This is a genomic window from Halobellus sp. MBLA0158 (assembly GCF_041477585.1).
GTDB classification, from domain to species: domain Archaea; phylum Halobacteriota; class Halobacteria; order Halobacteriales; family Haloferacaceae; genus Haloquadratum; species Haloquadratum rubicundus.
This window is the reverse complement of the sequence record NZ_JBGNYA010000001.1, coordinates 1,945,030-1,958,595: the sequence shown is the minus strand read 5'-3', so window position 1 is coordinate 1,958,595 and position 13,566 is coordinate 1,945,030. Positions and strand designations below refer to the sequence as shown.

At 64.9% G+C, this 13,566-nt stretch carries 16 protein-coding genes and 2 tRNA genes; 8 read left to right on the top strand and 10 right to left on the bottom strand.

The window, feature by feature from the left end; all coding sequences use genetic code 11:
• Window positions 1-1,162: 1,162 nt before the first annotated feature.
• Both OS889_RS10015 and OS889_RS10010 read left to right on the top strand, forming a co-directional pair.
• On the top strand, window positions 1,163-1,606 hold the full coding sequence (locus OS889_RS10015; protein WP_372389563.1) for a DUF5805 domain-containing protein: 444 nt from the start codon (window positions 1,163-1,165) through the stop codon (window positions 1,604-1,606).
• Window positions 1,596-2,666, top strand: a complete 1,071-nt coding sequence (locus OS889_RS10010; protein ID WP_372389562.1) for a tyrosine-type recombinase/integrase — start codon at window positions 1,596-1,598, stop codon at window positions 2,664-2,666. The genes OS889_RS10015 and OS889_RS10010 overlap by 11 nt, the downstream gene beginning before the upstream one ends.
• Window positions 2,667-2,803: 137 nt before the next feature.
• Here OS889_RS10010 and OS889_RS10005 read toward each other — a convergent pair whose 3' ends face one another.
• The 3 genes from OS889_RS10005 to OS889_RS09995 are packed head-to-tail and all read right to left on the bottom strand — an operon-like array spanning window position 2,804 to window position 5,536.
• Entirely contained in the window at window positions 2,804-3,829 is a 1,026-nt protein-coding gene (locus OS889_RS10005; RefSeq protein ID WP_372389560.1) for an ABC transporter ATP-binding protein, read from the bottom strand.
• A gap of 2 nt (window positions 3,830-3,831) precedes the next feature.
• The gene (locus OS889_RS10000; RefSeq protein ID WP_372389559.1) at window positions 3,832-4,641 is read right to left on the bottom strand and encodes an ABC transporter permease subunit; all 810 of its coding nucleotides are present in this window, start codon (window positions 4,639-4,641) and stop codon (window positions 3,832-3,834) included.
• On the bottom strand, window positions 4,616-5,536 hold the full coding sequence (locus OS889_RS09995) for an extracellular solute-binding protein (RefSeq protein WP_372389557.1): 921 nt from the start codon (window positions 5,534-5,536) through the stop codon (window positions 4,616-4,618). Before OS889_RS09995 ends, OS889_RS10000 begins: the two co-directional genes overlap by 26 nt.
• 60 nt (window positions 5,537-5,596) lie before the next feature.
• Between OS889_RS09995 and OS889_RS09990 the strand changes: the two genes are divergently transcribed.
• Both OS889_RS09990 and OS889_RS09985 read left to right on the top strand, forming a co-directional pair.
• Window positions 5,597-6,022 carry a Tfx family DNA-binding protein gene (locus OS889_RS09990; protein WP_372389555.1) on the top strand — a complete coding sequence of 142 codons (426 nt, stop codon included), beginning with the start codon at window positions 5,597-5,599 and terminating at the stop codon, window positions 6,020-6,022.
• 58 nt (window positions 6,023-6,080) lie between these two features.
• On the top strand, window positions 6,081-6,584 hold the full coding sequence (locus OS889_RS09985) for a phosphopantetheine adenylyltransferase (protein ID WP_372389554.1): 504 nt from the start codon (window positions 6,081-6,083) through the stop codon (window positions 6,582-6,584).
• A 22-nt stretch (window positions 6,585-6,606) separates the two neighbouring features.
• Here the strand turns inward: OS889_RS09985 and OS889_RS09980 are convergent, their stop codons facing one another.
• Window positions 6,607-6,915 carry a transcription initiation factor IIB family protein gene (locus OS889_RS09980; RefSeq protein ID WP_372389552.1) on the bottom strand — a complete coding sequence of 103 codons (309 nt, stop codon included), beginning with the start codon at window positions 6,913-6,915 and terminating at the stop codon, window positions 6,607-6,609.
• A gap of 82 nt (window positions 6,916-6,997) precedes the next feature.
• Between OS889_RS09980 and OS889_RS09975 the strand changes: the two genes are divergently transcribed.
• Window positions 6,998-7,080, top strand: a tRNA-Leu gene (locus OS889_RS09975).
• A gap of 256 nt (window positions 7,081-7,336) precedes the next feature.
• Here OS889_RS09975 and OS889_RS09970 read toward each other — a convergent pair.
• The 3 genes from OS889_RS09970 to OS889_RS09960 form a co-directional block, all read right to left on the bottom strand.
• Entirely contained in the window at window positions 7,337-8,677 is a 1,341-nt protein-coding gene (locus tag OS889_RS09970) for a hypothetical protein (RefSeq protein ID WP_372389551.1), read from the bottom strand.
• Between the two features lie 180 nt (window positions 8,678-8,857).
• On the bottom strand, window positions 8,858-9,289 hold the full coding sequence (locus OS889_RS09965) for an SRPBCC family protein (RefSeq protein WP_372389549.1): 432 nt from the start codon (window positions 9,287-9,289) through the stop codon (window positions 8,858-8,860).
• Between the two features lie 41 nt (window positions 9,290-9,330).
• Complete coding sequence (locus OS889_RS09960) at window positions 9,331-10,785, bottom strand: DHH family phosphoesterase (RefSeq protein WP_372389547.1); 1,455 nt, start codon at window positions 10,783-10,785, stop codon at window positions 9,331-9,333.
• Window positions 10,786-10,907: 122 nt separating this feature from the next.
• Here OS889_RS09960 and OS889_RS09955 point away from each other — a divergent pair.
• Window positions 10,908-10,981 (top strand) — tRNA-Lys (locus OS889_RS09955).
• 8 nt (window positions 10,982-10,989) lie between these two features.
• Here OS889_RS09955 and OS889_RS09950 read toward each other — a convergent pair.
• Entirely contained in the window at window positions 10,990-11,475 is a 486-nt protein-coding gene (locus OS889_RS09950; RefSeq protein WP_372389544.1) for an Lrp/AsnC family transcriptional regulator, read from the bottom strand.
• Window positions 11,476-11,610: 135 nt separating this feature from the next.
• On the opposite strand from OS889_RS09950, the gene OS889_RS09945 reads away from it, so the two are divergent.
• The gene (locus OS889_RS09945) at window positions 11,611-11,943 is read left to right on the top strand and encodes an FUN14 domain-containing protein (protein WP_372389542.1); all 333 of its coding nucleotides are present in this window, start codon (window positions 11,611-11,613) and stop codon (window positions 11,941-11,943) included.
• A gap of 34 nt (window positions 11,944-11,977) precedes the next feature.
• Here the strand turns inward: OS889_RS09945 and OS889_RS09940 are convergent, their stop codons facing one another.
• Window positions 11,978-12,703, bottom strand: a complete 726-nt coding sequence (locus OS889_RS09940; protein WP_372389540.1) for a ribosome assembly factor SBDS — start codon at window positions 12,701-12,703, stop codon at window positions 11,978-11,980.
• A gap of 209 nt (window positions 12,704-12,912) precedes the next feature.
• Here OS889_RS09940 and OS889_RS09935 point away from each other — a divergent pair, with 209 nt between their 5' ends.
• Window positions 12,913-13,101, top strand: a complete 189-nt coding sequence (locus tag OS889_RS09935) for a hypothetical protein (protein ID WP_372389539.1) — start codon at window positions 12,913-12,915, stop codon at window positions 13,099-13,101.
• A gap of 84 nt (window positions 13,102-13,185) precedes the next feature.
• Here OS889_RS09935 and trxA read toward each other — a convergent pair whose 3' ends face one another.
• Window positions 13,186-13,524 (bottom strand): thioredoxin, encoded by a 339-nt coding sequence (trxA, locus tag OS889_RS09930; protein ID WP_372389536.1) that lies wholly within the window; start codon window positions 13,522-13,524, stop codon window positions 13,186-13,188.
• Window positions 13,525-13,566: the final 42 nt, after the last annotated feature.

Below are 13,566 nucleotides of genomic sequence, written 5' to 3'. Positions count from 1 at the left end.
GCCTCCGCTACTTCCGTCCGACTCTCTTGGTGGCTCTCGGTGATCGATTCTTGGCGTTTGTCCGTGAGCGAGGGTAAGTGACCGATTTTACCGATCTAATTCGGCGATCGGTAGGATCCGGACTATCTGAGTTCCTGTTACTCAGTCGCGTCACGGATGTGCCAATTTACAACCAAATTGCATAGCGTGAGCACCGGCCAATCGATATAGCGGTATATAATTTACAAGTGCGAGCGAAGACAGTCGTGGATATGTAGAATGTTACCAAATATTACTGTCGATCGAAACTAGACGAGAAGAGAATGCAAAAACGGATGACGCAGACTCGTTCAGCGTCCGGAGGTCCCCGTGCGTCGGGACCAATAGATCCTACCCTTTCGTGAGGACCGCTTTGGTTCCTGTGTAGCGAGAACTGACTCGTGATTCCCAGCACAGTTCAGTGGAGCCGTAGTTGGCCAGGATTCCGCATATCTACCTGCACACGGGCTCCGAAGATCGGCTGTATCTACGAAGAATCCCACTCGCTGATGGCTTGATGCGCTCTAATGGGATTCACCGCGCTCGCTATCGAATCAGTGCGGTGGTCAGGAATCGAACGGCAGTCTCCATTCGAATGCATCCGAAAATCTGACCTCCCACCGAGCGGGTGCGAACTCCAGTCACGAACCATCGTGGGAAGTGAGGAGACGGATGTCGTTCACAGTCCGTCGAATTCTCGTTGTACCAATTATGGGGGACCTCTGTTCGCTATCTCAACACTACGTGATTGAGTCGAGAACGATGAGTTCGAGAAACCACGTCAATTCGGGCGAAACTGTTTTTGAGACTTCACATCTGGAAGGGCTTCTTCACCCCATCGACCCCAGGGGTAACGTTCCGAAGACCCCCGATCCGATTTTGGATTTTCGTTCCCGCCGACACCGAATCGAAGTTGTTCATCGGAAATCGTAATCGAAGAAATAGCGGGATTTCTCAGGCATACTATGACCTTTTGCATCCAACAAATATTAGATGTGTAAGTATATTCTCTCTTGCTAAATTTGCTCATAGTCACACAAATAATTAAACTCAAACCCTCGTTTGACGCATTTACAAACACACCTAATCTCTCTTATCCTGGTATCTGCAAACACTGAAGTGGATCGCGTTCGCAGTCGGTTCTATGTCGACTGAGGGATCGGATACGGAGCGGACCACGGTGATGACGTACGTGCCGGCCTATCAGAAAGAGCGGTGGGCGACCCACGCCGAGGAGCTGGGAATGAGCCAAAGCGAGTTCGTTCGTACGATGGTCCAGGCCGGGCGGCGAGACTTCGAGGTCCCCTCGCTGACGACGGACGGAGATGAGGCCGATTCCGGGGCGTCGACCCCCGAGTCCGACCGGACCAACGATCCGGAGGACGGCTTCGAGCGCCGCGTCAAGCGCGTCCTCTCGGCATCCGAGTACCGTTCGTGGGACGAACTGCTGGCAGAGCTGACAGACGATATCGAAGACCGACTCGACGCGACGCTCCAGGAGTTACAGGCGTCGAACGCCGTGCAGTACAGCGGTCGTCACGGCGGGTACACCCTCGCGGAGTCCGCGGAGGGCGTCGATGAGCGGTGAATCGGTCACCACAGAGCGGCCCGAAGATCCGATCGCCTACTTCCTGGAGGATATGACCTACCACGGGAAGTCAGAAAGGACTCGCGAGGCGTACGAGCGGGTTCTCAGACGGTTTGAGGCGTTCCTCGCTGATCCCGGCGCGAATCCACAGAACGCCTCGATAGACGTCGCTGAGGCCACCTATCGGGACTGTATGGCCTGGATACACACGCTCAGGCGTTCCGACGCGGCCGACAGCACGATCGCGACGTACGCCTCGTACCTCCATCGATTCTACGCGTATCTGACGCAGGTCGGGACCTTCGATTCGAATCCGATGGCGCTCGTGATGGAGGAGATGGACGAACAGATCGACACCGACCCGTCTCGCCGTGAGATCTCCCTGCCGGCGATGCGGGAGTTCGTCCGCGACGTCACCCATCCGCTCGATCACGCGGTGGTCTGTACCCTCCTGAAGACCGGAATGCGGGTCGGCGAACTCTGCAATCTGGACTTGCGCGACGTCTCCCTGGCCGACGATACACCGCTACGTGCTGTCACGAACGGCGACGTCGTCTCCCGGACGCAGCTTGACGGCCGCGGACCGTCGCTGTACGTCTCTGCCGAACCCACGGCCGGCGAGGTCCTCAACGACGAGGAACGCTCGGCGTCCAACAAGCGGAAGCGCGCGACGGTCGTTCCGGTGGACGAGGAGCTCGAAACGGCGCTCCGTCGCTGGCTCGCCGTGCGCCCGGCGACACGATCTCCCGCGGAGCCCCTGTTCGCTAGCACGTCTGGTACCTGGGGGGCGCGGCTGACGCCGGATATGGTCCATCACATCGTCGAGCGCCACGCGAAGGCCGCCGGCTGGCATCGATCCGGCGGGGGGGCCGACGAGAACGTCACCCCGCACTACTTTCGGCACTTCTTCACGACGCACCTCCGAGATCGGACCGGTGACCGGGGGATCGTCAAGTATCTCCGCGGCGACGTCGGCGGCGACATCATCGACACGTACACCCACAACTGGGGCGATCGAGTCCGAGAGACCTACGAGCGCCACATCTATTCGTTGTATTGACACGACAGCCGTTCGGAGAGCGACTGATATATTGTATCTCGCTATATAGAATTTGGTGAGCGGATCTACGATCAGTTCGAAAGCAGGCATCCAGAATTCTACGGTTCTCGGGGCCGAAACGCCGGAGTAGGGGAACGCTACCGGATGAGGTGAACGGAAGAGCGGGGAATCACGACGCGGACGGCTGTCCCGTCGGCCGCGCGCAACGCCTCGAACACGGGCGGCTGGACCGCCGCGACGATCGGTGCCGGAACTCCTTCGACGTCGACGACGATCCGGTACTCTCCGCCCTCGTTGAGCCAGTGGTCCACCGTTCCCGGGAGGGTAGTCGCCTCGTCACCTGCTTGGTCGTCCGGCGAGACGAGTCCGATGCGGGAGGGATGGATACAGGCCGTCACGGAAGCTCCCTCCGGGACGGATTCGTCGACGTTGAGTGTGCGGTCGCCGACTCGGAGCGACCGGCCGTCGCCGACGGCGTCGAACACGTTCTCGGTGCCGGTGAACCGGGCGACGAACTCGTTCGCGGGCTCACAGAGCACGCACTCGGCGTCGCCGATCTGTTCGATCCGGCCGTCTCGAAAGATCGCCATTCGGTCGCCGAGTGCGGTCGCCGTGCGTTGGTCGTGGGTCACGTAGACCACCGGAATCGAAAGCGAGTCGAAGAGCGTGTGCAGTTCGCTCCGGAGGCGACGTCTGATCGGCGCGTCGAGGCTCGATAGCGGTTCATCCAAGAGCAACACGTCCGGGTTGGCGGCGAGCGTTCGGGCCAGCGCCACCCGTTGGCGCTCGCCGCCCGACAGCTGTCCGGGCTTGCGGTGGAGGATGCCGCTGATTTCGAGGCGTTCGGCCAGTTCGTCGACGCGCTCGGAGTCTGCGGCCGCGTACCTGACGTTCTCACGCGCGGTCATATGCGGGAACAGCGCGCCGTCCTGGAACACGAGTCCGGTCCGTCGGGATTCGAGCGGCGTGCCGACAAGCGACCGCCCGCGCAGTGCGAGCGTTCCGTCGTCCGGTTCGACGATCCCGGCGATCAGCGACAGCAACGTCGTCTTGCCGCTCCCCGAGGGACCGAGCACCGCGAGGACGTCGTCCTCGACGGTCAGATCGAGGGGGCCGAACGCGAACCCGTCGTAGCGCTTCGTGAGGTCTGTGAGTTCGAGCATCGCTACTCCAGTGGATTCCGCCCGAGGGCGTTGAGCACGACGAGCGTCGCGACGGCGATCGCGACGAGGACGACGGCGGTGGGAAACGCCCGATCGAGGCCGAGCGTCGTGAACGAGACCCAGATCTGGACGGGCATCGTCCGCGGGTAGTACGCCAGCATAATCGTCGCGCCGAACTCGCCGATCGAGCGCGCGAACGCCAGCGTGATCCCCGCGAGGATGCCCGGCCAGGCCAGCGGAAGCGTCACGCGCCTGACCGTGACGAGCCGGCTCTTTCCAAGCGACCGCGAGGCGTATTCGAGGCTCCGATCGACGCTCTCGAAGGCGGCCTTCGCGGTGACGACGACGAACGGCGAGGCGACGAACGTCTGCGCGAGGACGACGCCAGCGAGCGAGCGCGTCAGCGGGAGGCCGTTCGCCGCGGCGAGCCGCCCGACGAGCGTCTCGGGGCCGACCACGGTGAGAAGCACCATCCCGCTGACGATCGGCGGGAGGACGAGCGGCAGGACCACGAGCGCGGTCACCAGGGTCTCGATCCGCCCGTCCGCGCGTGCGAGCCAGTACGCGAGCGGGAGTCCGAACGCGGTCGCAATGGCGGCGCTCGCGGTCGCAGCGACCAGTGAGGTCGTCGCGGCTGCGACGACGTCCGGACTCGACAGACGGCGGATCACGGCCCCCGGCGGCTGGCTCACGAGGAGCGACACCAGCGGAAACAGGTAGTACACCAGAAGCACCGCACCGAGAACGAACGCCACCGAGAGCCAGTCGAGCCGCCCCTCGATCGGCCTAGCCCGCGATTTCGCTGGGAACATCTCCACTGTATCGGGGGTGGTCATCGGGCCGGTCGAATCCATACGCCGGGAGGTAGTCGCCCGCGACGTGCGCCTCGAAGACGTCGCGGACGGAGGGCTCGTCGTGTCTGATCGTCGAGCCGTAGCTGATCGGGCCGCCCTCGATTACCTTCCCGCTCGGGAGTTCGTAGGTCGACGTCGCGTACGACTCCGCGAACGCGGGATCGCTGAGATCGATCTCGGCGGGCAGATCGAGGTAGTCGTAGTCGCGCTCGACGGCCATACTGCGGTAGGCGATCGCGGCGTCGATCGAGCCCGTCTCGAACTGGCTGATGAGTTGGGTCTCTGGGTAGATCTGGTCGCGCTCGGGAATCGCAGTCCGGAGGTCCCGTTCGGTGCCGTAGTAGTCGGTCGCGAGTTCGAGCGCGAAGAGCGTCCGGTAGCCCAGCGGATCGAGGTCAGGGTCGGTCCGGCCGAGATCGACCTCGCCCGACACGATCGGCCGATACCACCCGTCGCGGCCGGCGTCGGCCACGCGCCGTCCGCCCTCGGTCTCGGGGTTGTAGGCGACCACGATCGCGTTCGTAGCGAACTCCGCGTACCACTCGGGATCGAGCGGGCCGTCGAACAGCGCCACGTCCGCCAAGGACACGATGTCGGGGTCCTTCTGTCCCTCCGCGACGAGGCGAGCGACCTGCGCCGAGCCGTGAGACTCGACGCGGAGTCGCGCGTCGACGGCCGGCCGGAGACCGTTCTCCAATGCGTTGTTCAGGCTGCCCGCGGCGAGCATCGAGACGGTCCCTGTCCCCCCGGAGCCTCCCGAGGTCCCCACACAGCCCGCGACGCCACCGAACGCGGCCCCGATACCCGCGAGAACGGACCGACGGCGGACGAGACGGCGCGGGGGAGTCGGCATAGGGGCAACATATTCTGTTTGACCAATAAACTTACCTCAAACGGATCTGTTTGACAGGGTATGACCGACCCCGGGGCGACGATCCTGACCGACCGACAGGTGGAGGTGTTAGAGCTCCGCGAGCGCGGGCGGACACAGCGGGAGGTCGCAGCGGAGCTCGGCACGACCGACTCGAACGTGAGCGCCATCGAACGGGCCGCAGAGGAGAACGTCGAGAAAGCGCGACGGACGCTGGATCTGGTCCGGACGCTCCGCGCGCCCGCGCGATTCACAGTCCCGGCGGGGACGTGCTTCGAGGACCTCGTCGATCGCATCTACGAGCGCGGCGACGAGGCCGGCCTGAAAGTCGATTACTGCCGACCGGAGCTGTACGCCCACCTCTACGGCGTCCTCGGCGACGTCGCGAACGAGAATATGCTGAACGCCGCGGTCAGCGTGGGGCTGACGAGCGACGGCGACGTGCGGGTGTTCGCCGACGAGTCGTGACCGCAGACCGTCGACCCGGACCCGTCCCGTTTAAGTTCCGGGAGGACCTCGGCCGGATATGCACGTCGCGCTGGGCGGGACGTTCGATCCGGTCCACGACGGCCACCACGCGCTCTTCGAGCGCGCCTTCGAGTTGGGTGATGTCACCGTCGGGCTGACGAGCGACGAACTCGCGCCGAAGACCCGCCACGTCGACCGCTACGTCCGGCCGTTCGACGAGCGGAAGCGCGACCTCGTCGCCGAGCTGGAGCCGCTCGCGGAGGCGCACGACCGCGACTTCGAGGTCCGGGAGCTGACCGAGCCGACCGGGATCGCCACCGAAAAGCAGTTCGACTACCTGATCGTCTCTCCGGAGACCAAAGACGGGGGCGAGCGGATCAACGAGATCCGGCGTGAACGCGGCTACGACCCGCTGGAGATCGAAGTCGTCGATCACGTCACCGCGGAGGACGGCGAGCGGATCTCCTCGACTCGGATCGTCAAAGGCGAGATCGACCGCCACGGCAACATAACCCCGGAGCGCGAGGGCCGCGGCGCGGAGCGGCCGAGCGCGGACGGGTGACGGTCGGTTCGGCTCCGAGACCTCACCACGACGGCGGCCGGAATCCCGCCGCTTCGAGCACGGGCTTCCAGTTCTGTTGGACGCTGAGCCGACTGACGTCCATCGCGTCGGCGACGCGCGACTGCGAGCGCTCCTCACCGGCGATCAGCGCGCCCGCATAGAGGCTCGCGGCGGCGATCGCCCGCTTCGAGCGATCCTCGTCCGGGACCTCCGAGAGGAACATATCCGTCGCGAACGAGCGGGCTTCCGACCCGAGGTCCAGGCGGTCGGCCGCCTGTTCGATGCGGGCCAGCCACTCCTCGTTGGCGACGCGGTCGCGGGCGCTGTACACACCCGGAGTGGGTCGGGATCGTATAAGAATCCTCCGCGCGGAGCGATAGGTTGATTTGGGACTTGGGTGTAGTGGCGTCTGCGCGCGGGTAGCCAAGCGGTCAAAGGCGCAGCGCTTAGGACGCTGTCCCATAGGGGTCCGCAGGTTCGAATCCTGTCCCGCGCATATTCTGTCCGAGCGACAGCGAGGACGAATCTCGTTCCGAAGGATTCGAATCAGGGAGCGACGCGAGCGGAGCGAGCAGAGCGACCGTGGTTCGAATCCTGTCCCGCGCATCTGACCCCGCCCCAGTCCGTCGGTTTTGCTCCGATAGAATCAAAAATGAAGACGACCTATCGATCACGCCGAATAACGGTATCTACGGAAAACAACCGAGCGAGAGCGGAAACGGACCCCGGACCGAGTCGCACTCTGCACGGCCTCAAGCGCCGATCGACTCCTCGCTCGCGACGGGATCGGCATCGAGGACCACCGTCGACTGCGTCAGCACGGCGTCGGTCATCCAGCAGCCGTCGTACTCACCGTCTCCGACCTTCCGCAGGAAGAACGCGTAGCGTCCGGTCACGGTGTCGTTTTCGCGCGTCACGACCCGCACCTGTGCGGTGCGTTCGCCGGTGCGGACCGGGTCGTACTGCACGCTCTCGTAGGTGAGCATCGCCGCGTAGGTCGGACTGCGGATCACCTCGGCGTACTCGCTGAAGCTCTCGACGGCGCGGCGGTTCGTGGGCGAGGCGAACCGCCTGACCGTCCGGATGCCCGCGTCGGTCTCGTTGTCGTTGTACCGCAGCGCGTTCATCTGAATCTGCGTGACCAACAGGAACGAGCGCGTACACGTCGGTTCCGGCCTGAAGTGTCGCTCGCGTTCCGAGATCCCGTCCTGAACGCCCGCCTCGCTCCCGTTCGTCCCGTCGTCGAGGACCTCGGCTTCCATTCCGGCACCGGTCGAGGTCCCCGGCTCTTCGGTCGTCGCCGTCCCCGTCGCGGGAGCGGCGCCGGTCACCTCCCCCTCCGGTCCTGTCAGCGACTCACCGCCGTCGCCGGCGGATCCCGAGAGCAGTCCCGCGGCGTCGCCGAGCGGCCGATCGGCCACGGAGGCCACACCGCCCGCGGCGACGAGGAGGACGAGGGCAACCACGACCGCACGCCGTGTACTGACTGCATTCGACAGGCGCGTCGCGGTCGTCGGGTGCCTCCGGGAGTCCGACCCCTCGTCAGCGTCCCTTCCGCTCGGACCCGTCGAGGTCGACTCCCGTTTCGATCCTTTCGATTGCGACGACGGGGTCTGACGGCCGCCGGACGCTCCTGCTCCAGGCCTCGAATCGTCGGTCTTCGCGCCCACGGTCCGCTGGGGCCCCGTCGATTCGGCGATCTCGGAGGCGTAGGACACAGACCGCGCGGCCGTCCCGAGGAACTCCTCGCAGACCGCCTCGGCCTCCTCGGGAGCGAGTCCGTACAGCAACTGCTCCCGAAGGTCCGAGAGCGTGAGAATCGACGGGTCGGCCGCATCCGCGTCGTCCTCGACAGGCCGGACGATCCGATCGGCGTCCGTCGGTCGGTCGGGTTCGCCCGACGCGCCCGCCACGAGGACTGTCGTCCGGGTATCGTCGCTCCCGACGGTGACGTACGGGGGATCGATCTCGACCGCGACGTCCCCGCCCGTCCCCCGCTGGAGCGCGCCGACGAACGCGGCGAGTTCGGACTCGTCCAATCGCGCGACTGCGTCGGCGAAGACGTCCGGCGGGATCGGCGTGGGGTGGGTCATACGGGACGGTGTCCGGTTGCGACCCCTGAGGACCGAACTCATTTGCCGCTTGCGGCCGCAGCACCCGCTCCCGGCGGGACGGATCCGTTCTCGTAGTGATTACTCTCGTCTCTCGTCTCTTCCCACCAAACGCCGTCACCGGGGGTGGTGTTCGGCTGGAAACAGTGAGAGTAATCACGATCAGTCGTCGGCCAGTCTGTCCGCGAGGTTCGCCAGCGTCCGCTCCAGCTCTCGGCGGTTGTACCGGTTCGTGAGCGGCCTGAGGAGGAGGTCGAGCGCCGTCGGCAGCCCGAGATCGTACTCGGCCGTGTAGGTGACGCGCGTCCCGCCGTCGTCCTCCTCGAACGTCCACTCGATCCGGCCCTCGATGTCGCCGTCCATCTCGAAGACGACCCGCTCCGGCGGCTCGTGGACGACGCCGCGGACCTCGCCATCGAAGCCGAGCCCCAGGCGGTAGGTGTACGACGCCCGCTTCCCGCCGTTGTCGAGCGTTCCCAGGGTCTCGACCGCCGAGAGGCGGGGCGAGATCCGTGCCTGGTTCTCGGGGACGTCCATGTACTCGAAGACGGCTTCTCGCGGTCGGTCGACGACGATCTCGGCAGAGGCCTTCATACCCTACGGTAGCGCGCTGACGGAGAAAAGCCCGACGCCCGTCAGCTTCCGTTCCCGCTTTCGGCGCTCTCGACGCCCATCGCCTCGAACAGCTTCCGTCGGACGGCCTCCTCGGTGAGCTGGAGGAGCGTGTCGCGGTTGTCGTCGCTCGTCTCGATCCCTGTGAAGATGCCGAGCGGGATCTCGACGTCGCCCTGGGTGGAGTGGCCGCCGGTCTCGCCGATCCCCGCGAAGGCGTCTTCGAGGATCTTCCCGATGTTCATCCGGATGTCCTTCGAGCGGGCCGAGAGGTAGATCCGGTCGTCGGCGATCCCGAAGACCGCCGTGGTTGTGATCCCCTCCAGTTTGAGGAGGTGCTGGGCGGCCTGTCCGAGCGCGTCGCGGTCGCGGATGAAGCCCGCGTTCGAGACGAGGTGGCTCCCCTGGACCTCCCGGTTCTGGATAGCCTCCGCGAGGACGTCGAGCGTCTCCGGGGACATCGACGGCGACTCGACCTGTTCGAGCGTGTCGTGGTTGGCGAAGGGATAGAGGTACGCCGCGGCGGTCAGGTCCGCGGGCGTGGTCTCGCGCTTGAAGTCGAGCGTCTCCGAGCGGATCCCGTACAGGAGCGCCGTGGCGACCGCCTCGCTCGGCGAGATGTCGAACTCCTGGAGGTACTTCGTGAGGATGGTCGACGTCGAGGAGACGTTCGGGCGAACGTCGGTGAACGCCGCCTCGATGGCCTCCTCGGGCTCGTAGTGGTCGATGAAGATGTCGACGTCGACGTCGAGTTCGGGATCGCCCGATTTCATGTGGTCGACGAGCGCGACCGCGCCGTACTCCGAGAGCGGCTTGCCCTCCGAGAGCGGCACGAGTTCGATGCCGAGGAGATTCACGAAGGCGCGGTTCTCCTGCTGGCCGATCTCGCCGTCGTAGTTGATCACGGCGTCGATGCCGTGCTCGCGGGCGATCGCCTGCAACGCGACCGCGGAGGCGATCGAGTCGGGGTCGGGGTTGTCGTGGGTGAGGACCGCGAGCCCCTCGTCGGCGCTTTCGAGGACCTCCGCGAGCTGGCGGGCCTTGTACTCCAGTTCGCCGGACTCCAGCGAGCGGAGCGCGGAGTCGGCGATGACCTCCGAGGGATTGATCACGACGTCGGCGCCCAGCTCGGAGAGTTCGTCCTCCGAGACGGGGTCCGAAGCGCGGACGACGACGAACTGGTCGCCGCCGCGCTCGCGGATCGCCGACACCGCGGCCTTGTTCGCTTCGACGTCGGACGCGAGGATGAGAACGACGTCGCGATCGGCGACCGCGTCGACGACGTCCGGATCCGCGATGTCGGTCTGCTGTGCGTTCAGGTCCTGATCGCGGAGGGACTCGACCCGGCTCTCGTCCTTGTCGAGGATGAGGACGTCCTTGCCGTCCTCGACGAGATCCTCCGCGACGGCGTAGCCGACGCTTCCGCACCCGAGGATCGCGTACGACGACATCGACGAGATAGTGACCCCGGCGCTCATTATGTGGACCACTGCGGTCGGCCGCCACTTAACAGCACTCGTTCGCGCGGCGTCCCCGTATCCGAGCCCGCCGGCCGAAAGGAAACATCTTTACTTACCCCACCGGAATGAGCGATTGCAGTGGGCCGGTAGCTCAGTCCGGCAGAGCGTCTGACTCTTAATCAGACGGTCGCGCGTTCAAATCGCGTCCGGCCCGTTCGTTCTTCACTCGTCGGCCAGTTCCTCCAGGAGCGTCTCCAGATCGTAGTGTTCGAACGCCCGCGTGCTGTGTCGGAGCGACGAGACGACGAACGTCGAGTTCGTCCGCCGGATCTCCTCGATGGTCTCCAGGTCGGTGATGAGCCGCTCGACCATCTCCTGGTCGGGGAGGTGTGCGATCACGACGAAGTCGGTCTCGCCCATCGTGAAGTACGCCTGCGAGACGCCCTCGACGTCGAGGATCTTGTCCTCGAAGTCGTGGTGTGAGCCGTTGTAGTCCGTCAGCAGTTCCACGATGACGGTCACGCCGAGGCCGACGGCTTCGAGGTCGATGTCGTAGAGGTCGTTCTCGATGATGCCCGCTTCGCGGAGGTTGTTCAGGCGGTAGTGGATCGTCGAGACCGGGATGTCGGTCTCTTCGTGAAGCCGCTCCGGGCTCCCGGTACCGAGGTCCGAGATAGCTTTCAGGAGGCGAATATCGCGTTCGTCCATATTCCGATGGGGTCCGTTTCGTCCCACATTAGTTGTATATTGCGCCTGTCAGAGCCCCGATATATGTCAAGTCGCGTGAACGATCGGGGGCCGAACCTCCACAAACGACTTATACCGCCGAAGCGGAGGTCAGCTATGTTCGAGTCGTTGCAGTTGTCCCTGGACCCGACTCAGCTCGGCCTCGAATTCGGGAGCGGCGCGGTCATCGGGGGGATCATCGGGTTCGCGGCGAAGAAGGTCGCGAAGATCATCGCCGTGATCGTCGGCCTCGAACTCGCGCTCTTCAAGTTCCTCGAATCGCGCGGCATCCTCACCGTCGACTGGGAGCGGCTCACGGCGGGGATCATAGAGCCGGCCCAGAACGCCGCGACGGGCGCCCCGCCGGACTGGCTCTCGACGATCCTCTCGACGCTGTCGATCTCGGCGGGCTTCACCGGCGGCTTCCTCGTCGGCTTCAAGAAGGGGTAATCGTCTTCGGCGCCGATTTTGGCCGCTGTCGCCGCTATCGCGTGCTGAGTTCGTCCTTGTCTTTGATGATGCGCGTCTCCGCCTCGCCGGAGGTGTGTTCGTTCACGAGATCGTAGAAGTCGTTCTGCATCCCCGCGGGGAAGGTGACGACGCCGACCCACGAGCCGTCGGGCTGCCACTCCTCGCGTTCGAGGTCACCGTACTCCCGCACCTGGGCCTGGGTCTTGCCGGCGTACTCCGCGGGGATCTGGACCGCGACGGTCACCTCGTCGAACCGGATCGGAATCACCGGCCGCAACTCGTCCAGCGCGTCGTCGACCTGCGATTCGACCGGCTCCATCGGGTCGACGCGGAAGCCCGCCTCTTCGAGCGCGCGCTCGATCCGCTCGGGCGGGTGCGGCGCGTTGTCCATCTGGGGGTTCACCGCGTTCCGCGCGATGCGGTTGATCAGCTGTTTGCGCTTCTGTTCTTGCATCTCGCGTCGCTGCTCGGCCGTGATTTGGATCTCCCCGCGCTGTACGACCTCGGGGATGATCTCTAGGGGATCTGTCGTCCCGAAGACGGTCTCTAAGTCGGACTCGGCGGGCCGGTCGCCGCGGGACGCGTCCTCAAAGACGTCCTCGGCGGCGATCACGTCCTCTAGGTCGCCCTCGAACTCGCCGCGTTTGATCGCCAGCGCCGCGTCCGGATCGACGAGCACCTCGAACCGCTCGCCGTGCGATTCGAGCCGGGCCGTCACGGCCTCGTCAAGTGAGATCATACCGCTTCTTTCTCTCTCGGGGGTAAAAAGCCCTCCCCGCCGCGCCGCGTCGCCGCCGGGTCGGGCGCGGATCACCGTACCCCGTCGACCTGAGCGCTCGGATCAATCACGACCGTGACCGCGGGGCTCCCCGATTAATCAGTGGTTACACTGAGCGATCGGATGCATAATTCACGATTAGTTATAGCTGTCGGCGATAGTGTTCAACCGTGACACACGCCGTCGACACCAACACCTCCGAGGAGCAACGGTCCGTCTACCACCTGGTCTGTCACGACTGCCCGACCGAATCCGTCATTGCCGGCGAACGGGTGGCCCAAGAGCAGCTGGAGGCCCATCGTGCCGAGACCGGCCACAACGTCGAACTCGCCCCGATCACAGCAGTCGAACTCGAATGAAAACCCAGTCTACGGTCCCCCTTTCTCCTCGATCCATTCTGTGATTTCACTCCGAGAACCGACGGTCGCCGACGTTCGCGTCCGTCAGGCCGAGAGCTCCTCGATGACGTTGAGGAGGTCGTCTTTGTCCTGGACGCCGATGACGCGGTCCTGGGACTCGCCGTTCTTGTAGAACTCCAGTGTCGGCACCGACCGGACGCCCGCATCGCGCGCGAGGTCCTGATGCTCGTCGATGTCGACCTTCAGGACGACCGCGTCGGTCTCGGCGGCGAGCTCTTCGACGGTCGGTTCGAGCATCTTGCAGGGGCCGCACCACTCGGCGTGATAGTCGACGAGGACGACGTCGTGGTCGGCCACGAGCTCGTCGAACTGCGCTTGGCTCTCGATGTGGATCGGCGCGCCGGTCGCTTCTGGCGTACTCATACCGTCCCGTAGTCGGGGGAGCCTCTTACCTATTTCGAGGGT